A 20,903-nucleotide genomic window follows, 5' to 3' on the forward strand; every position below is an offset into this window, starting at 1 on the left:
AACCTTAATTAATTGGAAAGAATATCATTAATATGGAGTACGAAGGAGGTGAAAATAAAATGATGTCAAAATATTATTATTATAAAAACAACAAAAATAATGAAAGTAGCGCGGAAGAGCATAAAAGAAGCAAACATGATGATAAATGTAAAAGGAATCATGAGGCAAAGCTTGTGGGATTTGCACATGATACTGCAGATCCAATTGTAAGCTCTCCTCTTCCTACAAACTTCCCCCTTACTACAACTCCTCAAGTATTAGCTGCTCTAACATTGCGAGATGTAAGTCCAGGAAATGCTGTTTGGTTACAAGGTCTGTATCATGCAAACAATAATTCTGGCGTAGTGGCTGATTTAATTACAAGAATTTATCGCAACAGTATTACCCCCTCAAACCTTATCTATCAAAGTGTTGTTGAAATAGATATTGAGGGTCGCGATGATGTAATTGAATCTGTGTCACAGTTTGTGGATTTGATTCGACAAGGAGAAGAGGATGTCACGTATTTTTTAACTGCACAAAAAGACCCACAACAAGCTGCACTAGCTGTTTTTGTTAATGGTCCGTTCACTTTTACAGCAGCAGAGATTAAACAGAAAAACTAATTCACACTTAGTAAGAAAGAGGCTCGCCCATTGGTGGACTAGCCTCTTTTTATGTATCCTCCATAAAATCATACGGACTTATATTATCCATACCGATATTAGCATCATGCCAAAAAGGAATTTCCTTAAGTATTTCTTCATCCTGTGATTCTATTGGTTCCCCTGGTTGCTTTTGTTGCAATTTCTCTTTAAGTGATGTCTGTCTAGACTGTTCATCTGCCCGCCCTACACCAAGCTTTAGTGCATCCTCTTCTCCACAAAGGATTAGAAATCTCTTCGATCTAGTGACGGCTGTGTACAGGAGGTTTCTGCGAAGCATCCGATAGTAGCTTTTCACAACAGGCAATACGACGATTGGAAACTCGCTTCCTTGGGATTTGTGGATAGAACAACAATAAGCATGTGTAATCTGCCCCAAGTCCTGCTTTGTATACGTTACTTCAATACCATCAAAGGAAACGATAACCATATCTTGTTTTTCAGTGTTTTCTTTGGCATAAAAGATTGATACTACTTCCCCTATATCACCATTAAAGACATTACTTTCTGGTTGATTCACAAGTTGGAGTACTTTATCACCTGTGCGATACACAACTGTTCCAAAGCTGAGTTCACGGCGTTGGTCATTTTTCGGATTAAACAGCTCTTGTAACGCTTCGTTAAGCTTATCTATCCCGGCATTTCCACGGTACATAGGAGCAAGAACCTGAATATCCTTTGCAGAATATCCTTTGTTCTGTGCATTCGCACAAACTTTTTTTACGACATCCAATATTTGTGCTTGATTACACTGAATAAAAGATCGGTCTTTTTGTGCCACCGAAATATTGGAAGGTATCAATCCATCCTTCATATTATGGGCAAGTTCAATGATGGATGAACCATCCGCTTGACGATAAATATCCGTTAGTTTTACTGTAGGAATCACACTTGAGGCCAATAAATCCTTTAATACTTGTCCTGGACCAACAGAAGGAAGTTGATCCTCATCCCCTACAAGCACAACTTGAATATCATCCGGAAGAGATTTAAACAATTGATTTGCAAGCCATATATCAACCATAGACATTTCATCAACGATTAAAAGCTTACACGTTATCGGATTTTCTCCATCATGTTGAAAACCTTCCGAACCATTCCAGCCAAGCAAACGATGAATCGTTAAGGAAGGTAGCCCAGTAGATTCACTCATCCGTTTGGCTGCCCTACCTGTTGGTGCCGCAAGCATAATTGGAAAAGGGTCTTCTTTGCTATAATCTTTTGGATCTAAAGAACAACCATGAAGATCAGCATACAATTCCACTATACCTTTAATAACTGTCGTTTTTCCTGTTCCCGGTCCACCTGTTAAAAGAAGCATTGGTGACAATAATGCCTGTTGAATCGCCTCTTTTTGCGATGGAGCATATTGAACCTTTAGACGGTCTTCCAATTCTCCTAAAGCAAGTAAAAATTCCGATTCTGGAAACTGTTCCTTATATTGTGATTGTTCCAACACCTTTTGAATGTTCGTAACCACACCTTGCTCCGAAAAATAAAGGCTAAGAAGATAAACATTGCCATCTTCACTTTTCAACTTTCCTTCTTCTGTTAATTGCATAATTTCCCGAGAAATGTCAATGGCTGCAACAAGATCACGTTGTTTTTCATTTAACAGTCGTAATACCTCATCTACTAACTGCTCTTCTTTTACATAACAATGCCCTTCTTGCATCGAGTACTGTTCGAGCATATATAAGCATCCTGCTCTAATACGATCAGGGTGATTACCAGAAATTCCAAAATGGCTTCCAAGCTCATCTGCTCTCGCAAAACCAATTCCCTCCACAGTCTCCACTAGTTGATAAGGATTCTTTTGTAACGTGTTAATGGTTTCATCCTTGTAAACTTGATATATTTTCATGGAAAGCTGTGGTCCGAACCCAAATTGAGATAATGCAATCATGACTTGCTCGAGTCCTTGATGCTCCATCAATGTATCATAAAGTAACTTTGCCTTGTCTCCTGCAAGCTTGGGAACGGAATCAAGAACAGAAGGATTCTCCAAAATTTTAGAAATAGCATTTTCACCGAGGGAATCAGCAATCTTTTCTGCTGTTTTTCTGCCAATACCAGAAAAAAGATCACTTGATAAATATTGGACAATCCCTTGCCTTGTTTGAGGTATATCCTTCCTAAAGTGCTCGACGTGGAATTGGCGTCCAAACCTAGGGTGGTCCTTCATCTGTCCAAAGAATATGTATGTTTCATCTTCATGAATACGAGGAAAATAACCCGTAACGACCGCTTCTTTTTCATCATAAGCAACATTTGTCTCTGCCACCCTTATACGAACAACGGAATACATATTGGATTCGTTGTGAAAAATCGTAACGAGGTGAGATCCTTTGATAAATTTTTCATTTTCCTCAAATAGATCTAAAGAGGACTGCTGCTTTTGGTCTTTCATGGGAATTCTCCTCCATTCTTTAATTTTCTGTTAGGATTTTTTTTGCATGTGATGCAAGCATATGGTCTGCTTGAATATCCAATGCTTTATCAAGATTTTCTAGCGCTTTTTCTCTGTTTTCTTGAAAAGCATAAGCGACACCTAAATTATAGTAGGCATCCGCATGTAGTTCATCAGCCTCAACTACTTGTTCAAATGCTGCTGTTGCTTCTTTTATAAGTCCTTGGTCAGCTAGGCAAAGACCATACTGAAATCTTGCTTCAGCATCTTCTGGTTTCAATTCTACCGCACGTTGGAAAAAAGGGAGAGCTAGTTTTGGTTGATCAAATTGAAGCAATGTCATGCCTAGCATAAAGAAAGTATCACTGTCGCTTACACCTTTTTTCATTGCCATTTCAAATTGATCCTTTGCTTCATTCCATTTTTCTAATTGATAATAAACATTCCCTAGTCCGTAATGAGCGGTGCCCATTTCTGACTCTTTTTCTAGAGCGCGTTCATAAAATTTGATTGCTTTCTCTAGTTCTCCAACGGCACTTAATACATTGCCAAAGTTAACATATGCCACAGCATTATCTGGATTCACTTCTATTTCTTTTGAAAAAGCAGCTAGCGCTTCCTCATATTTGCCTTCTTGTAAGTACTGAATTCCTATTGCGTTGTTGTCTGTCATTTAATTCTACACCTCGATTTATAAATAAGCCCATACTAGTATAACATAGAAAAAACCTCTATTCCCAATAGTGAAATAGAGGATTTCTTTATAGAAAACAAAGTTTAGCTATAGGCAACTTCCGCTTTTCTATGGTTGTTTTCGCAAACTTCTTATCTTTTACGAATAATAGTAACTCGGAATTTGAAATCTTATAGAAAAGATCCTTTCAAATTAACCAACATACCATAACTTTTCGTCATTTTTAAAGACGTCATCAATGGTTCCGCCACCGAGGCACTCATCATCACTGTAAAACACTACTGCTTGTCCAGGGGTAACTGCACGTATTGGCGTGTCAAAGACAACCTTTACTTTATTATCTTCCAGTCTGTGGATTGTTACTTGATTGTCTTGCTGTCTGTAGCGAAATTTAGCAGTACATGACAAGCCATCTGCTGGTAATGTATCTGAAACCCAGCTAATATCTGTTGCGATAATGGAATCTGAATAAAGAAGTTCATTATGAAAGCCTTGACCAACATAAAGGATATTTTTCTCCAAATCCTTTCCAATAACAAACCAAGGATCACCACTTCCACCGATTCCAAGACCATGACGTTGTCCGATTGTGTAATACATCAAGCCGTCATGCTTCCCTTTTACCTCTCCATCAAGCGTCACCATATTGCCTGGCTGTGCTGGTAAATAACCGCTAAGAAACTCTTTAAAATTTCTCTCTCCAATAAAGCAGATTCCTGTGCTATCTTTTTTAGTAGCAGTAGCTAACTCTGCCTGTTTTGCTATTTCCCGGACTTCTGATTTTTCAATATTACCAATCGGGAACATTACTTTTGAAAGTTGGTCTTGAGTCAACTGATTTAAAAAGTAGGTTTGGTCCTTGTTATCATCCAATCCCCGCAACATTTTGTATTCTCCATTACGGAACTCCACCTGGGCATAATGCCCAGTCGCAAGGTAATCTGCACCAAGGTCCATTGCATGCTCCAAAAAGGCTTTAAACTTAATTTCCTTATTGCACATAACATCTGGATTTGGCGTACGTCCTGCTTTATATTCGTCTAAAAAGTATTGGAATACTTTATCCCAATATTGTTTTTCAAAATTTACCGCATAATAAGGGATACCGATTTGGTTACAAACTCGGATTACATCATTGTAATCTTCTGTTGCTGTACAAACACCGAATTCATCGGTGTCGTCCCAGTTTTTCATAAAGATGCCGATTACATCGTAGCCTTGTTCTTTTAGTAGAAGTGCCGCTACAGATGAATCCACCCCACCTGACATTCCTATTACTACACGGGTATCTTTTGGTGCTTTTGTCATCATGATCACCCCGTTTCAATTATTCTATATAAACATTATGTTTCTTGCTAACTACTGCACTCTTTACACCTGCAAGTCTTTGCTTATTTTTTCACCAATCTGTTAACAACCTTTGCAGTTGCTTTAGCAGCATATATGATATCGACCATCGTATTACCTAATCCAAAACTAAAACGAATGGAAGAGGCGATTCGATCGGATTCCTTCCCAAACATCGCAACAAGCACATGGGACGGATCAATGGAACCCGCTGTACACGCAGAACCGCTCGAGACAGCGACTCCCGCTAAGTCGAGGTTTACAAGCAAGGATTCCACATTCGTTCCTGGAAAATACACATTCATCACATGTGGTAAAGTTGCTTCTGCACTGTTATTCATGTGAAAAACGACTCCTTCTTCTTTCCAGATTTGTTGCATGATTTCTTTAAAGTTATTGTATTGAAGTGACCTTTCTGCTGCCTCGTCCAAAGAAAATTCAATAGCGGTTTTTAATCCTACGATACCAGCTACATTCTCTGTTCCTGCTCTCCGTTTTCGCTCTTGTTCCCCACCATATGTGATTGGAGAAAAGTTCGTACCCGTATGAGCATATAAAAAACCAGTTCCTTTTGGTCCATTTATTTTATGAGCAGATACTGAAAGAAGGTCAATACCAGCTTCCTTCACATTAATCGGTATTAACCCAAAAGCCTGAACTGCATCCGTATGAAAATATGCCTTGTGTTCTTTAAGAATTTCCCCTATTTCCTTAATCGGCTGGATGACCCCAACCTCATTGTTCCCATACATGACAGTCACAAGAATGGTATCGTTCCTCAAAGCTGCCTTTAATTCATTTATGTCAATTAGTCCTTCTTTATTTACAGGAAGATACGTTACTTCAAACCCTTCCTTTTCGAGTTGTTCACACGTATGGAGGACAGCATGATGTTCAATCTGTGTTGTAATTATATGCTTACCTCGATTTTGATTAGCTCGAGCTACACCTACAATTGCTAGATTGTCACTTTCCGTCCCGCCACTGGTGAAAATTATCTCTGATTCCTTTGCCCCAATGCTTTTAGCTGCCATATGCCGAGCTTCATCCACAAGATGCCTAGTTTTCCTTCCAAAACCGTGAATACTTGAGGGGTTACCAAACTCCTCTTTCATTACAGAAAGCATGCTGTCAAGGACAACTGGGTGCATAGGTGAGGTCGCCGCATGATCCAAATAGATTTGTTTCACTCACAGACGCCTCCTTTCAATATAAAATCCAATTATTTAAATATAAAACATATACGATTCTTGCTCGCCACCACTGTAGTTTGCAAGATCATCTAATGTTGTACTATCAAGAACATCCTTGACAGCATCGCGGATTCTTATCCACAACTCTCGTTTTGCAGGTTCTTCATCATCAATGACTTCAACTGGACTAATTGGACCTTCTAATACACGAATAATATCACCAGCGGTAATCTTTGTCGGTTCATCCGCTAAAATATATCCACCATATGCCCCTCTTATACTTTTCACAAGACCTGCATTTCTTAGTGGTGCAATTAGTTGCTCCAAATAGTGCTCAGATAAGTCATGTGTCTGTGCAATTGTTTTTAAAGAAAGCGGACCTTCACCAACATTCTTTGCTAACTCAATCATAATCGTCAGGCCATAGCGGCCCTTTGTTGAAATTTTCATTTCCTACACCTCTACTCTTTTCTCATTCTATATATGCAAGGTAATTTTTTCATCATGTTTATGTTGAATTTTTTCAATGATTAAATCGGTCATCCGTTGGCAAGCAGGTAGTGTCCATCCCACAATAATGCCAATTGTTAAACTGAACAGGATTGTACCAACAAACACTGGACCACCCAAAAGCCATCCTAAACATAATACTACTATTTCCATTCCTAATCTAATATGCTGCACTTTCCAGCCTGTTACTTCTGTTAAAGCTATCATTAAACTGTCACGTGGACCAGCACCACATCGAGCGGAAATATAAATACCTATTCCAATTCCCATAATGATTATACCAATAAATAACATTATCATTTTACCTATTAATGATCCCGGTGTTTCCAGTTGAGGAATTAATAGGTACATATCAATAAAGATTCCAACCATCAACATGTTCAGTAATGCTCCAATTTGTGGAGGTTTTTTTACAATGAAAGAAGAAATTACCAAAATAAAAAAGCCCGCGATAATAGACCATGTACCAATCGTCAAGCCAAGTTGATAATAAAGGCCAATATGAAAGACATCCCAAGGGGCACTACCAAGATTTGCCCTTATCATTAATACAATACCAAAAGCCATTATAAATAATCCAATAAAATATATGGACCATTTCACTAAGAATATTCTTCTGCCTATGCTCCGCTCTATATGCATCTGTCTCTACCCTTCAGTTGTCATTTTTATTAGAAAAGCCCAAGCGCCTTGACCAGCCCCGACAAGCATAAGACGAGAAGGCGACTATACAAAATATCTTTCATTATAGCATAAAAGAAAAAGTATTACAGTTCATGAAATGAAGAGAATTATGATAAAGTGTGTATTAAACAGAGTCTGTTTTCACAACCTTTGTTGCTTTTGTGAACTATATAAAAAATTCTTAACAATCAATATTCATTCGAGCTTTTATACATAAACCAAAAGGCAAATTTCTCAGAAGCCGAATTTATACAATAACAACATTCTTCAAGAAAAGACTCTAGACAAAAAGCATGTCAAGTAATAGGACGGTGTCATAGCATGAATAATAATCCATTGGCCTTTCGCATGAGGCCAAGAACGATCGAAGAAATGGTAGGACAGGAGCACCTTGTTGGACAGGGGAAAATCATTCAAAGAATGGTAAAAGCAAAGCATCTTTCCTCCATGATTTTATATGGACCACCAGGCATTGGAAAAACCTCTATCGCAACGGCAATAGCTGGAAGTACCCAATACGCTTTTCGGACGTTAAATGCAGTTGTCCACAATAAAAAAGATATGGAAATTGTTGCGGAAGAAGCAAAAATGTCTGGAAAAGTCATCCTTATATTAGATGAAGTCCATCGTCTGGATAAAGCAAAACAAGACTTCTTATTGCCACATTTGGAAAATGGCAGAATCGTATTGATTGGTGCAACTACAAGTAATCCCTATCACGCCATTAATCCGGCAATTCGTAGCAGATGTCAGATTTTCGAATTACATCCTTTGTCTGTTGATGAGATAAAAAAAGTTATTATGCAGGCACTAGAGGATAAGGAACGCGGGCTCGGAGAATATAGCGTCGTTCTAGAGGACGACGCACTAATACACTTTGCCAACGGCTGTGGAGGGGATGTTAGATCAGCTCTTAATGCTCTGGAGCTAGCAGTTCTATCGACAACACCAAATGATGAAGGCGCAGTCGTCATCACTCTCGAAACTGCCGAAGAATGCCTGCAGAAAAAAAGCTTCTATCACGATAAGGATGGGGATGGCCATTACGATGTTTTATCAGCCTTCCAAAAATCCATTCGGGGAAGTGATGTTGATGCGGCTCTTCACTATCTCGGTAGATTAATTGAAGCTGGTGATCTTGTAAGTATAAGCAGACGACTTTTAGTAATTGCTTATGAAGATATCAGTCTTGCTAATCCTCCTGCAGGGGCGAGAACACTAGCAGCAATTGAATCAGCAGAACGCCTTGGCTTTCCGGAAGCACGCATACCACTTGCTAATGCCGTAATCGAACTATGCCTTTCCCCTAAATCCAATACGGCGTACAAGGCATTGGATGAAGCGCTAGCTGATATAAGAAAAGGGCTTGTGGGAGAAGTTCCACCACATTTAAAGGACGCCCATTATAAAGGTGCCACCACGCTTGGAAGAGGTGTGGATTACTTGTATCCTCATGATTATCCAAGTGGTTGGGTAGCTCAGCAGTATCTTCCTGATAAACTGAAAAATAAATCTTATTATAAGCCAAAAGAGACGAGCAAATTTGAAGCTGCTCTTGCTAAAATTTACGAAAAAACGAAAAATAAATAAGAGGTGCTACACCCAGGTGCGCCTCTTTCTTATTCAGCTCCTTATCTGCCTGCTCAAATAATTAAAAAAACAACTAAAATTGCAAAAATGACGTTCCATTCTTATAAACTAGTTTATTTTCTGTATATTCTAGTCTATTTACGGAAATGATGGTAAAAAATCGCCCGTTTATAAGGAGAGAATGCTAATGAAAGTAAGACAGGATGCTTGGTCTCATGAAGATGACCTCTTTTTAGCAGAGACCGTTTTACGATACATAAGAGATGGTGGCACACAACTAGGTGCATTTGATGAAGTTGGAGATGCACTAAATCGAACGTCTGCAGCATGTGGCTTCAGATGGAATGCAGAAGTCAGAAAGAAATACGAGCCTGCAGTTGCCATTGCCAAAAAACAACGCAAAGAGAAAAAGCGAGCTCTCGATAAACAGACTAAATTAGAGCAAAAGACTACAAAAAATGAATTAAACAATCAACAAGTGGAGGTACAATGGCTCCCTGCACCAAAGATACAAAAAGAAACCAACACCTCCCTCCCTTACGAATTAGATCTGGAGGATGAAGAATATCTCCCACTACCAGTCAGAAATGCAACACAATCACCATCTTTAACATTAGATGACTGTATTCATTTTTTACAAAACCTTGCTCAAGATCGACAGTCAGAATATCGTCAGACGATGGAGCAAGAAAGACTGCAACGGGAAAATCAATTATTGAAGCAAAAAAACCAAGTTTTAGAATTAAAGCTAAAAGAATTGGAAGATCAACAAACCACTATCAATGAAGACTATGAGATGCTTGTACAAATTATGAACCGTGCTAAAAGACTAACAGGTAACGTTCAAGATTGTGTAATATAAAAACCATGTATAAAGCTGTTCCAAGAAGTTTGAAAAATATTTATTAAAGAAACAACCACTTTAACTTCTTGAATTTTCACTTTTTATAGTTGCAAGGTACTCCTTGAAAAATTATCTTATTGAAGTATGACTTAAATAGTAAATCTGATAGAAAAGTTTCATATTGATTAACAGTTATCCAGTTTCACTGAGTTTTTAGTCTTCATTATGCATATGAGGACTTTTTTATCGTCCTTCTGAGATTTTCGTCCTCATATCGCAGATGAAGTCATTTTTCTAAAGGTTCCCCTCGGATTTTTGTCTTCATACTGCTGATGATGACATTTTCCCATTAACTCTCATGGGATTTGGGTACTCATAGATCTGATGATGATTTAGATACTATATCAACCCTATCCAAAAGAACAATCAGTTGTTTATTTGATTTAGCAAACGGTTCACTTCTAAACGAACGAACAATTGAAATACCCTTTCAACAATAAAAAAAAGTAGGATGGAATAACTGCTCGTTTTCGTCCTACTTTTTCTCTTATTATTGTTGTCCACCGACACGCTGGATTTTTATATGCTTTAGTAAATCATTAATCACATATCCACCAAGGATTAGACCAGCTACAGATGGGACAAACGCATTCGAGGATGGCGGCATTTTTGCCTTCCTGATTTGTGCCTTGTCATTACCAACTGTTTTTCTTACGTCTTCACGAATGACGATCGGACTTTCATCAGAAAAGACAACCTTGATTCCACGGTGAATTCCCTCTTTACGCAGGCGGGTTCGTATTACTTTAGCAATTGGATCTGTATGTGTTTTGGAAATATCCGCAACTTTAAAGCGTGTTGGATCCATTTTATTGGCAGCACCCATACTTGATATGACTGGGATTTTTCGTTGAAGACATTCTTTCATTAAATGAATTTTATAAGAGATTGTATCAGATGCATCAATGACATAATCAGGCTTATAGCTGAAGAACTCTTCATATGTCTCTTCGGTGTAAAACATTTTTAAGGCAATCACTTCGCATTCAGGGTTTATATCCTGAATACGTGCCTTCATTAAATCTGCTTTAGGTTGTCCAACTGTTGACAATAATGCATGAAGCTGGCGGTTAACATTGGTGATATCGACATCATCTTTATCAACTAAGATAAGGCGACCTACTCCAGAACGTGCAAGAGCTTCAGCTGAAAAAGATCCGACTCCTCCAATACCTAAGACAGCAACTGTACTGTTTTTCAGCTTGTCCAACCCTTCTTTTCCTATTGCTAATTCATTTCTTGAAAATTGATGCAGCATTGTTTAATCAACTCCATTTATCATTCGAATCAACTTTTATCTTTTAAAGATTGTACCCGAAATCGAATATAACATACTTTTGGTGAAAATCAAGTGGTCACAAGTGGATGGAATGGAATTACCTATTTTGTATGGAAAGGGTTTAATGAATGTAAATATTGTCAATAATTTTGCTTTTATAGGTTTACTTTTTACGAAACTGGTTTGTTTACCTTATAATAGAGGGAATAGAAACGAAGAGTTAGTTTATTTGAAGGCGGGGGATGTTGATGAAAAGTGTATGGAAGGTCTTATCATTTATATTTGTACTAGTTAGTGGATTCCTGACAATTTTCAATGTAAAAAGAAGAAATCAACAAGTGATTGCTAAAGAGGTCACTTCGTTTCAAGTTAAGCAAACACTAGAGGCTATTGCGGTGACGCTGGAAAAATCGAAAAAGAATACTAAAGAATCTATGTCTGAACAAGAAAACACTCCATTAATTAAAGCAAATAAAAATGCTCGAGGTGAAAATATATATCATGTTCCTGGCGGTGTTTTTTATGATCGAACGACACCTGTTGAATGGTTTCATACAGAAGAAGAAGCAGAAGCTGCTGGATATCGTAAATCTGCCAGATAACTATGAAGATTCACCCCTTCTCTGATTTAGGGGTGTTTTTTGTTTCTATCTAATTTTTCACAATTTGTTATCTAAAACATCCTTGTAAGCGAAACCTATTTTTTTATCAAACAAAAAAGAGGAGGCTGGGACAAAACTAAAGAACACAAACAAAAAGACGAACAATATAATGGCCGACAATAAATACCGCTATTGATTTCCGTGCAAGACTTCGCTTTCCGCGGGTGACCCGCGAGCCTCCTCGGCTTCGCCTGCGGGGTCTCACATTAGCCACTTCTCCCGCAGGAGTCTACGTCTTGCCCTCCAATCAACCGCTAGTGTAATCTAAAAAATAAAAGCATATTTTTATACTAAAAAACCGAACATATTTGATCAATTACTCAAATAAGTTCGGTTTTGTCTTAGGCTAAAACATTTTTGTCCCAGCCCCTTTTTCCGTATGTATGCAAGTCCCAATTGTGCCGTCGTTGATGCCTTCGTTTTGAACCCGCTCACAGCAGGTGGGTGCTCTGTTTCATGCATCTAGTAAGTCCTCACAGGGAAGGCATTTACGCAGCGACGAAAACTCTGAGCTCCCGTATAATCTATTGTTCGGTCAAAACAATAGGTTATACGACGAACACATCAGGACTTGCAACTTCTTGAAAGTATCATACCACACGGATAACCTTTTTTACAAGGGAACAACACATAGGAAAATCTACTCTTTTTTGTCAGATAGCGACAAATGTAACTCGTCTAATTGCCCACTTTCGACAGGACTTGGAGCGGCTGTTAAGATACAGCTTGCGCTTGCAGTTTTCGGGAATGCAATCGTATCACGAAGATTCGTTCTCCCTGCAAGCAACATGACAAGACGGTCTAAACCAAGCGCAATTCCACCATGTGGAGGAGTTCCATATTCGAATGCTTCTAGCAAGAATCCGAATTGTTCCTGCGCTTCTTCTTTACTAAAACCTAGCACTTCAAACATTTTTTCTTGGATGTTTCTTTCATAAATACGAAGAGAACCCCCACCTAATTCGTAACCATTTAAGACAAGGTCATATGCTTGAGCCCGTACTTGTCCTGGATTTGTATCAAGTAACGACATGTCTTCACGTCTAGGCATGGTAAATGGGTGATGTGCTGCAAAATAACGCCCCGCTTCTTCATCGTACTCTAAAAGCGGCCAGTCTGTTACCCATAAGAAATTGAATTTACCTTCATCGATTAGTCCTAGTTCTTTTCCTAATTTCAGTCGAAGGGCACCAAGAGCATCCGCCACTACTGATTTTTTATCTGCTACGAAAAGAATTAGGTCCCCTTCTGAAGCATCCAATGTTTGAATAAAGCTTTGTTGTTCTTCTTCGTTAAAGAATTTCGCAATCGGTCCTTTTAAACCTTCTGCTTCCATCTTCAACCAGGCTAAGCCTCTAGCTCCATAAACAGCAGCATACTCTGTTAGTGCATCAATGTCTTTTCTTGAGTATTTAGAAGCTGCACCTTTAACGTTGATCGCTTTTACTTGTCCACCGTTTTCTACAGCGGCACTGAACACTTTAAATCCACTACCTGCAACTTGTTCGGAAAGGTTGATAAGTTCCATTTCAAAACGTGTGTCTGGTTTATCTGACCCGTATCTTTCCATTGCATCTTGATAGGTGATACGAGGGAAGGTATCTGAAACTTCCAATCCTTTCGTTTCTTTCATTACCATGCCCATCATTTCTTCCATCATTTGAATAATCTCTTCTTCTGATAGGAAGGATGTTTCAATATCGACTTGGGTAAATTCAGGCTGTCTGTCTGCACGAAGGTCTTCATCTCGGAAACAGCGGGCAATTTGGTAATAACGCTCAACACCAGAAACCATTAACAACTGTTTAAAGATCTGAGGTGATTGTGGCAGTGCATAAAATTCACCTGGGTGTACACGACTAGGAACTAAATAATCACGTGCTCCTTCAGGTGTACTTTTAGTCAAGATTGGTGTTTCCACTTCTAAAAATTGTTTATTATTTAAAAACTCACGAATAGAACGTGATACTTCATGTCTCATTTTCAAAGTGTCAAACATAATAGGACGACGTAGGTCTAAATAGCGATATTTCAAACGAACATCTTCATTTACTTCTGTTTTGTTGCCTACAACGAAAGGTGGTGTTTTTGCAGCATTTAACACTTCAATCGCTTCTGCATGCACTTCAATCCCACCAGTTTTTAAGTTGGTGTTTATTGTCGCCTCATCTCTGGCAACTACTTTTCCTTTAATATATAGTACAAATTCATTACGGACAGATTCAGCAGTTTGTAACGCTTCCGCAGAAACATCCGGATTAAAAACGATTTGTACAAGACCAGTACGGTCACGTAGGTCTAAGAAAATTAATCCCCCAAGATCACGACGTTTTTGAACCCATCCTTTCAGTTCAATCGTTTCTCCAATGGATGATTGTGGGACTTCTCCACAAAAATAAGTTCTTCCTTGCATCATGATCTCTCCTCACTTTTCTTTTCTGAAATATATGCAACAGCATTTTCAAATGGGACTTCTTGTTGCTCTCCAGTTTCCATTTCTTTAATAGAAACTACTCCTTTATCTAATTCGTCATCCCCGAAAACAACGGTATATTTAGCCTGCAGGCGATCAGCTGCTTTAAACTGGGCTTTTAATTTTTTATCCTGGTAATCTTTTTCTGAAACTATGCCCGCTTTACGGAGGTCAAAAAGTAGTTTAACTGCGGTATCCTTTGCTTTTTCGCCTAATGCTATAACAAAACAGTCAATAGAATCTTCTTTCGGGAACTCCACATTTTCTGCTTCCATTGCAGAGATTAATCGCTCGATACTTAGTGCGAAGCCAATACCTGGTGTCTCTGGTCCGCCAATTTCTTGAACTAGACCATTATAGCGTCCGCCACCGCATAGAGTAGTGATGGCACCAAATCCTTCAGAAGTACTCATTATTTCAAATGCAGTATGGAAATAATAATCAAGTCCTCTAACAAGATTCGGGTCAATTTCATAATTCACTCCCATTACTTCTAAATAACCGATGACTTTGTCAAAGTAAGCTTTTGAATCACCATTTAAATAGGCCAGGATGGATGGTGCTGTGCTCATCAGCTCGTGCTCACGGTCTTTTTTACAATCTAAAATACGAAGCGGGTTTTTCTCTAAACGCGATTGACAGTCTCCACAGAATTCATTAATTCTAGGCTGGAAGTGATTAATTAAGGCATCTCTATGTGCCTGTCTGCTTTCTTGATCACCTAAACTGTTAATAACTACTTTTAAGTTTTTTAAGCCAAGGCTTTGATATAGGTCTACTGCTAATGCAATAACTTCTGCATCTATGGAAGGGTCGTTACTTCCGAGCGCCTCTATACCAAATTGAACAAATTGACGAAACCTACCAGCTTGTGGTCTCTCGTAACGGAACATCTGTCCAATGTAAAATAGTTTTGTAGGTTGATTAGGGGATCCAAACATTTTGTTGTTGACGTAAGACCTTGCCACTGAAGCCGTTCCTTCTGGACGAAGAGTAAGACTTCTACCTCCACGGTCTTCAAATGTGTACATTTCTTTTTGGACAACATCTGTGGTATCTCCTACTCCTCTAAAAAAGAGCTCAGTACTTTCAAATATTGGAGTTCTAATTTCTTTATAGTTATAAATCTCACAGATTTCTTTTGCCTTTGCTTCAATATACTGCCACTTTTCCACTGTACCAGGTAAAATATCCTGTGTTCCACGCGGTATTTGAATTGCCATTAACAGTTCCTCCTCTTCCTTTCAAAAATAAAAAAACTCCCGTCCCTTGTTTAAAAACTAAACAAGGGACGGGAGATTATCCCGTGGTGCCACCCTAATTGAAGTAACTAAATAAACGATACTTCCACTCAAGCAGTTAACGCCTGCAACGTCCATCTCCTAATAGAGCAATTTCTGCTTTTTCAGAGGGGATCCTACGGAGTGTTCGTTCATTGAGGCATCATGGTGAAATGCTTTCAGCCCAAGGCATTTCTTCTCTTTCCATGTGTTTCTCAACTACTGTTCCCCATCATCGGTATAAAATATAGTAAGTCTTTTAAATAGACAATTGGCTATGTAAGATACTTGCTAGTATATATACATTAGAATCCTCTTGTCAAGATATTATTAAATTCGATTTATTTGTTTTTTTAACGATTTGACATCCCTTACCGATATTCCAAACTCAGATGCCAATTCCAAGTATGTGGAAGAGTCTTTTTCCTTTTCGAGAAAATCATGAAAACTTACACCGAATACATCTCTACTTCCATAAGCTCTATTATGTTTTTCACTAAATTTCATCCTCATACGCTCCTTTTTTGCTACACTAATTACTATCCTGTCCTTTTTCTGGCTAAATCTTTCAATATTAGCAGGATTTTTTTGATTACATGTAGAAGAGAATTTGGTGAGCACACATAAAGGAGGCAACGGTTTGCGTCAAAAACTACATATTTTTATTACAGCACTCTTATTATTTTCAACAGTTTTTGCCTTTTTGGATGTTACATCTGCTTATGCAAATAAATCAGTTGTTGTCGCGACAGATGTCTTAAACGTTAGAACAACTCCTGATACAAATGGGGCAATCATTTCCAAAGTATTACGCGGAGAGACATATCCAGTAGTGGAGAGTCAGGGAGAATGGGTGAAAATTCAAGTTACCTCTTCAAAGGCTGGTTGGGTAGCATCTTATCTTGTAAAAGAAAGCAGTAATGGCGGTGGTTCTACTGCTCCTAGTACAGGCGGAGAGTCTTTTGTCCAAATACTAACTGACGATTTACGTGTTCGTACTGGACCAGGTACCAACTTTTCAGTAATTGGTTTTGTTCACACCTCTTCCGTAAATGTCCGTTATTTAGATGAAAATGAAAATTGGGTGAAAATAAGCGGGGACGGAGTAGAAGGCTGGGTAGCAAAAGAATTTGTCTCAATAACTGCTAAAAAAACTGAAACAACAGTCGATGAAGAAAAACAACAAGTGGCCACTATTCTAACAGACGACCTGAACATACGCAGTGAAGCTTCTACTCAAGGTGAAGTGCTTGGGACATTATCAACTGGACAACAAGTAATGGTAACAGCGTCAAGTGGTGAGTGGCTAAAAATCAATTATCAAGGAATGGATGGATGGATACACAAAGATTATGCCACTCTTAATCAAGATCAAGCAGGATCAGCACCAACCGCTACTGAAGCAATTATCAAAGTAGCAGGTCTTAATGTAAGAAGTGAACCATCTTTGAATGGAAGTGTGTTGAAACAGCTTGCAGAAGGCTCCAAGGTAAAAATAATCAATGAAAGAAATAATTGGTGTGAAATTGAAATGGATGATGGACAAAAAGGATGGATTGCAGGCTGGTTTCTTGAAAAGAGTGGACAATCATCACAAGAAATTCCATCAAACACCGAGGGAACCATTGTCATAGTCGATGATGCAACCAATATTCGCAGTGCTCCTTCAACGACTGCAAACGTAGTGCTAAGAGCAAATAAAGGCGAAGAATTTGAGATTGCTGGAGTGGAAGACAATTGGTATAAAATAAAGCTATCTGACGGTTCTGACGCCTTTGTTGCTGGATGGATAGTCACTACAAAAGGAAGTACTAATAAGATATCAAGAGCTGGTGCAGAGCAATATTTGGCCAATAAAGTTATTGTCATCGATCCAGGACACGGAGGAAGAGATGTAGGAGCAATTGGCGCTTCTGGTACTTATGAAAAGGAGTTAACATTACGTACTTCACAACTATTGCATGATAAGTTAAGGGCTGCAGGTGCTAAAGTCCATATGACTAGACAAGCTGATACTTCTGTTCCTTTACACACACGCCCTCAAATGGCGAACTATTACCAAGCTGATGCTTTTATCAGTGTCCACTACGATAGTCTGGACGATAGTAGTGTAACAGGTACTACGACGTATTACTATAGTAATTCCGATGAGAGCTTAGCAGAAAGTGTTCATTCTGCACTTACTCAATATATCCATTTACGCGATCGGGGTTATAGACAGGAAAACTATCTTGTTTTAAGAGAAAGTATGCGACCTTCCCTTCTATTAGAATTGGGGTATATTAGTAACCGTGGTGAGGAAATGACGATTAAATCTGGTGATTTCCAAGAGAGAGCATCAACAGCCATCTATCAAGGACTTGCTCAATATTTTAAAGAAAATTAGACAAGCCGCTTGATTCCCTAATTTAAAAGGTGATCAAGCGGCTTGTTGTATATTACTTACTTTCCACAATCAATGTCACAGGGCCATCGTTCACAAAATCCACTTCCATCATGGCTCCAAATTGACCGGTCTCCACTTCCAACCCTTTATTTCGGAGCTCTTGATTAAAAGCATTGTATACTTTTTCTGCATAATCTGGCTTTGCTGCAGCCATAAAGTTTGGGCGTCTACCTTTCCGACAATCTCCATATAGAGTAAATTGCGAAACAGATAGAACTTGTCCCCCTACATCTAATAAAGATAAGTTCATTTTACCGTTTTCATCATCAAAGATACGTAAATTAATTACCTTCTCTGCAACATAAGCCGCATCTTCAAGTGAATCTTCATGTGTGACACCAACTAGGAGCATTAACCCTTTGTCGATTTTACCCACGGTTGCTCCTTCTACACGGACTTCTCCTCTTTTTGCTTTTTGCAGCACTACTCTCATTTTCCAGGTAACCTCACTTATTGCATAATTCTACGAACTGCATATATATCAGAGATTTGTTTAATTCTCTCCACAACTTTATGCAAATGATTTATATTATGGATAGCTATTGCCATATGAATGGTTGCCATCTTATTTCTGTCAGAACGCCCAGATACAGCTGTTATATCAGTTTTTGTTTCATTAACAGCTTGTAATACTTCATTTAACAAGCCTCTTCGGTCGTAACCAGTAATTTCAATTTCTACATTGTATTCACGATTATCTTTGACATCACTTTCCCATTCCACATCTATCAAACGATCATTGGTCTCTTCAGCAAGAACATTTGCGCAGTCAGCACGATGGACTGATACTCCTCGACCTCTCGTAATAAAGCCGACTATCTCATCACCAGGAACAGGATTACAGCATTTTGATAAGCGAACAAGTAGACTATCAATACCTTGGACAACAACACCTGCGTCCTTACGCTTCTTTACCGGTGCCGTTTTTTTCTTTTCTGCACTTTCTGTAATATCAGTAATTTGTTGCTCCTGATCCCGTTTTCGACGTTGTTTTTCTGTTAAACGGTTGGCAACTTGCAGAGCAGTGATTCCGTTATAACCAACAGCAGCAAACATATCTTCCGGAGTCATAAAATTGAATTTCTCTGAAACACGGTTAATGTTTTCTGATGTTAATATTTCTTTAAGGTCAAAATCCAGTCCTTTAATTTCCTTTTCAACTAAGTCGCGGCCCTTTTCCTCATTTTCTTCACGACGTTGTTTTTTGAAAAATTGTCTGATGCGATTTTTTGCTTGGGATGTTTGGGCAAGCTTTAACCAATCCTGGCTTGGTCCGTATGAATGTTTGGATGTCAATATTTCAATGATGTCACCAGTTTTCAGTTTATAGTCCAACGTCACCATTTTCCCATTAACTTTGGCACCAATTGTCTTATTCCCGATTTCAGAATGGATTCGATAGGAAAAATCAATCGGAACAGATCCAGAAGGTAGTTCGATTACGTCTCCCTTCGGTGTAAACACAAAGACCATATCTGAAAAAAGATCAATTTTTAAAGATTCCATAAATTCTTCTGCATTGGTGGCATCATTTTGCCATTCGAGAATTTCTCGGAACCAGGTTAATTTATCTTCAAGGGATGCACTATCATCCGTCTCTTTACCTTCTTTGTATGCCCAGTGAGCAGCAATTCCGTATTCAGCAATTTGATGCATTTCATTTGTCCGGATTTGCACTTCCAAAGGGTCCCCTTTAGGACCGATTACGGTTGTATGCAACGACTGATACATATTTGGTTTTGGCATTGCAATATAGTCCTTGAATCGACCAGGCATAGGCTTCCAGCACGTATGAATGATTCCAAGAACAGCATAGCAGTCTTTAATACTATTTACGATGATTCGGACCGCTAAAAGATCGTAAATCTCACTAAATTGTTTGTTTTGCATCGCCATTTTACGATAAATACTATAAATATGTTTAGGTCTACCAGAAAGCTCAGCAGTAATTTCCACTTCCTCGAGGCTGTTATTAACCTCATTCATTACTTCAGAAATATATTGCTCCCGCTCTGCACGCTTACGTTTCATTAAATTTACAATCCGATAATATTGTTGAGGATTAAGGTAGCGGAGCGCTGTATCTTCAAGTTCCCACTTTATTTTGCTAATACCAAGCCGATGAGCAAGTGGCGCAAAAATCTCCAACGTTTCATTAGAAATACGGCGTTGCTTTTCTTGTGGAAGATGCTTTAAGGTGCGCATATTGTGAAGACGGTCTGCAAGTTTAATTAAGATGACGCGGATATCTTGCGCCATAGCTACAAACATTTTACGATGATTTTCCGCTTGCTGCTCTTCATGTGATTTATATTTTATTTTTCCAAGTTTTGTAACGCCATCCACAAGCATCGCAACTTCTGTGTTAAAAGCTTCTTTAATTTCTTCCAAGGAAATAGAGGTGTCTTCTACGACATCATGAAGAAACCCAGCTGCAATAGTGCATGGATCTAGATCAAGGTCTACAAGGATTCCTGCAACCTGTATCGGGTGTATGATGTAAGGCTCTCCTGATTTTCGATACTGTTCTGCATGAGCATTTTTAGCAAACTCATACGCTCTTTCTAAAAATGTGATATCGTCGCCTTTCAGATAGCGCCTCGCATTTTCTATCACCTGGTCTGCAGTTAATACTTGCTCATTTGCCATTTTTTCTACTCACCTTTTTTGAATTTCTCCATTTTGGATTCACAATATTTCCGATTTATATTAAATAATTCTATTACTTTATTGACAATTACTTTTCAATTTTACCAAAACAAAGATATTGTTTTTATTATCGTGAAA

The 20,903-nt window shown here is 38.6% G+C and carries 17 protein-coding genes, 1 other RNA gene and 1 other annotated feature; of the genes, 5 read left to right on the forward strand and 13 right to left on the reverse strand.

The window, feature by feature from the left end:
- Positions 1–59 precede the first annotated feature (59 nt).
- Positions 60–605, forward strand: a complete 546-nt coding sequence (locus LRP81_RS01055) for a hypothetical protein (protein ID WP_230499375.1) — start codon at positions 60–62, stop codon at positions 603–605.
- A gap of 49 nt (positions 606–654) precedes the next feature.
- Here the strand turns inward: LRP81_RS01055 and recD2 are convergent, their stop codons facing one another.
- The 6 genes from recD2 to LRP81_RS01085 form a co-directional block, all read right to left on the reverse strand.
- Positions 655–3,054, reverse strand: a complete 2,400-nt coding sequence (recD2, locus tag LRP81_RS01060) for an SF1B family DNA helicase RecD2 (RefSeq protein WP_230499376.1) — start codon at positions 3,052–3,054, stop codon at positions 655–657.
- Positions 3,055–3,073: 19 nt separating this feature from the next.
- On the reverse strand, positions 3,074–3,727 hold the full coding sequence (locus LRP81_RS01065) for a tetratricopeptide repeat protein (RefSeq protein ID WP_230499377.1): 654 nt from the start codon (positions 3,725–3,727) through the stop codon (positions 3,074–3,076).
- A gap of 213 nt (positions 3,728–3,940) precedes the next feature.
- Positions 3,941–5,056, reverse strand: coding sequence for a tRNA 2-thiouridine(34) synthase MnmA (gene mnmA, locus LRP81_RS01070; protein ID WP_230499378.1), 1,116 nt, complete (start codon positions 5,054–5,056; stop codon positions 3,941–3,943).
- A gap of 83 nt (positions 5,057–5,139) precedes the next feature.
- On the reverse strand, positions 5,140–6,285 hold the full coding sequence (locus LRP81_RS01075) for a cysteine desulfurase family protein (RefSeq protein ID WP_230499379.1): 1,146 nt from the start codon (positions 6,283–6,285) through the stop codon (positions 5,140–5,142).
- Positions 6,286–6,321: 36 nt separating this feature from the next.
- Positions 6,322–6,738, reverse strand: a complete 417-nt coding sequence (cymR, locus tag LRP81_RS01080) for a cysteine metabolism transcriptional regulator CymR (protein ID WP_230499380.1) — start codon at positions 6,736–6,738, stop codon at positions 6,322–6,324.
- Positions 6,739–6,765: 27 nt separating this feature from the next.
- A complete protein-coding gene (locus tag LRP81_RS01085; RefSeq protein ID WP_230499381.1) occupies positions 6,766–7,440 on the reverse strand; it encodes a YczE/YyaS/YitT family protein in 675 nt (224 codons plus the stop codon).
- Between the two features lie 363 nt (positions 7,441–7,803).
- Here LRP81_RS01085 and LRP81_RS01090 point away from each other — a divergent pair, with 363 nt between their 5' ends.
- Together LRP81_RS01090 and LRP81_RS01095 are read left to right on the forward strand one after the other, a co-directional pair.
- A complete protein-coding gene (locus tag LRP81_RS01090; protein WP_230499382.1) occupies positions 7,804–9,072 on the forward strand; it encodes a replication-associated recombination protein A in 1,269 nt (422 codons plus the stop codon).
- A 187-nt stretch (positions 9,073–9,259) separates the two neighbouring features.
- Complete coding sequence (locus LRP81_RS01095) at positions 9,260–9,934, forward strand: RsfA family transcriptional regulator (protein WP_230499383.1); 675 nt, start codon at positions 9,260–9,262, stop codon at positions 9,932–9,934.
- 532 nt (positions 9,935–10,466) lie between these two features.
- Here the strand turns inward: LRP81_RS01095 and LRP81_RS01100 are convergent.
- Complete coding sequence (locus tag LRP81_RS01100; RefSeq protein ID WP_230499384.1) at positions 10,467–11,234, reverse strand: tRNA threonylcarbamoyladenosine dehydratase; 768 nt, start codon at positions 11,232–11,234, stop codon at positions 10,467–10,469.
- A 269-nt stretch (positions 11,235–11,503) separates the two neighbouring features.
- On the opposite strand from LRP81_RS01100, the gene LRP81_RS01105 reads away from it, so the two are divergent.
- Positions 11,504–11,857, forward strand: a complete 354-nt coding sequence (locus LRP81_RS01105) for a sunset domain-containing protein (RefSeq protein ID WP_230499385.1) — start codon at positions 11,504–11,506, stop codon at positions 11,855–11,857.
- Positions 11,858–12,302: 445 nt separating this feature from the next.
- Here the strand turns inward: LRP81_RS01105 and ssrS are convergent.
- The 4 genes from ssrS to LRP81_RS01125 form a co-directional block, all read right to left on the reverse strand.
- Positions 12,303–12,491: non-coding RNA, 6S RNA (gene ssrS, locus LRP81_RS01110), on the reverse strand.
- A gap of 66 nt (positions 12,492–12,557) precedes the next feature.
- Positions 12,558–14,330 (reverse strand): aspartate--tRNA ligase, encoded by a 1,773-nt coding sequence (gene aspS / locus LRP81_RS01115; RefSeq protein ID WP_230499386.1) that lies wholly within the window; start codon positions 14,328–14,330, stop codon positions 12,558–12,560.
- Complete coding sequence (hisS, locus tag LRP81_RS01120) at positions 14,330–15,613, reverse strand: histidine--tRNA ligase (RefSeq protein ID WP_230499387.1); 1,284 nt, start codon at positions 15,611–15,613, stop codon at positions 14,330–14,332. Before hisS ends, aspS begins: the two co-directional genes overlap by 1 nt.
- 61 nt (positions 15,614–15,674) lie before the next feature.
- Positions 15,675–15,915, reverse strand: a binding site (T-box leader).
- 85 nt (positions 15,916–16,000) lie between these two features.
- A complete protein-coding gene (locus LRP81_RS01125; RefSeq protein ID WP_230499388.1) occupies positions 16,001–16,177 on the reverse strand; it encodes an RNA polymerase subunit sigma-70 in 177 nt (58 codons plus the stop codon).
- A 133-nt stretch (positions 16,178–16,310) separates the two neighbouring features.
- Here LRP81_RS01125 and LRP81_RS01130 point away from each other — a divergent pair, with 133 nt between their 5' ends.
- Complete coding sequence (locus LRP81_RS01130) at positions 16,311–18,056, forward strand: SH3 domain-containing protein (RefSeq protein ID WP_230499389.1); 1,746 nt, start codon at positions 16,311–16,313, stop codon at positions 18,054–18,056.
- 52 nt (positions 18,057–18,108) lie between these two features.
- Here the strand turns inward: LRP81_RS01130 and dtd are convergent, their stop codons facing one another.
- Together dtd and LRP81_RS01140 are read right to left on the reverse strand one after the other, a co-directional pair.
- Positions 18,109–18,549 carry a D-aminoacyl-tRNA deacylase gene (gene dtd, locus LRP81_RS01135; RefSeq protein ID WP_230499390.1) on the reverse strand — a complete coding sequence of 147 codons (441 nt, stop codon included), beginning with the start codon at positions 18,547–18,549 and terminating at the stop codon, positions 18,109–18,111.
- Between the two features lie 17 nt (positions 18,550–18,566).
- Positions 18,567–20,765 (reverse strand): RelA/SpoT family protein, encoded by a 2,199-nt coding sequence (locus LRP81_RS01140; RefSeq protein ID WP_230499391.1) that lies wholly within the window; start codon positions 20,763–20,765, stop codon positions 18,567–18,569.
- Positions 20,766–20,903: the final 138 nt, after the last annotated feature.

The organism is Sutcliffiella rhizosphaerae, from assembly GCF_917563925.1.
Lineage (GTDB): Bacteria > Bacillota > Bacilli > Bacillales > Bacillaceae_I > Sutcliffiella_A > Sutcliffiella_A rhizosphaerae.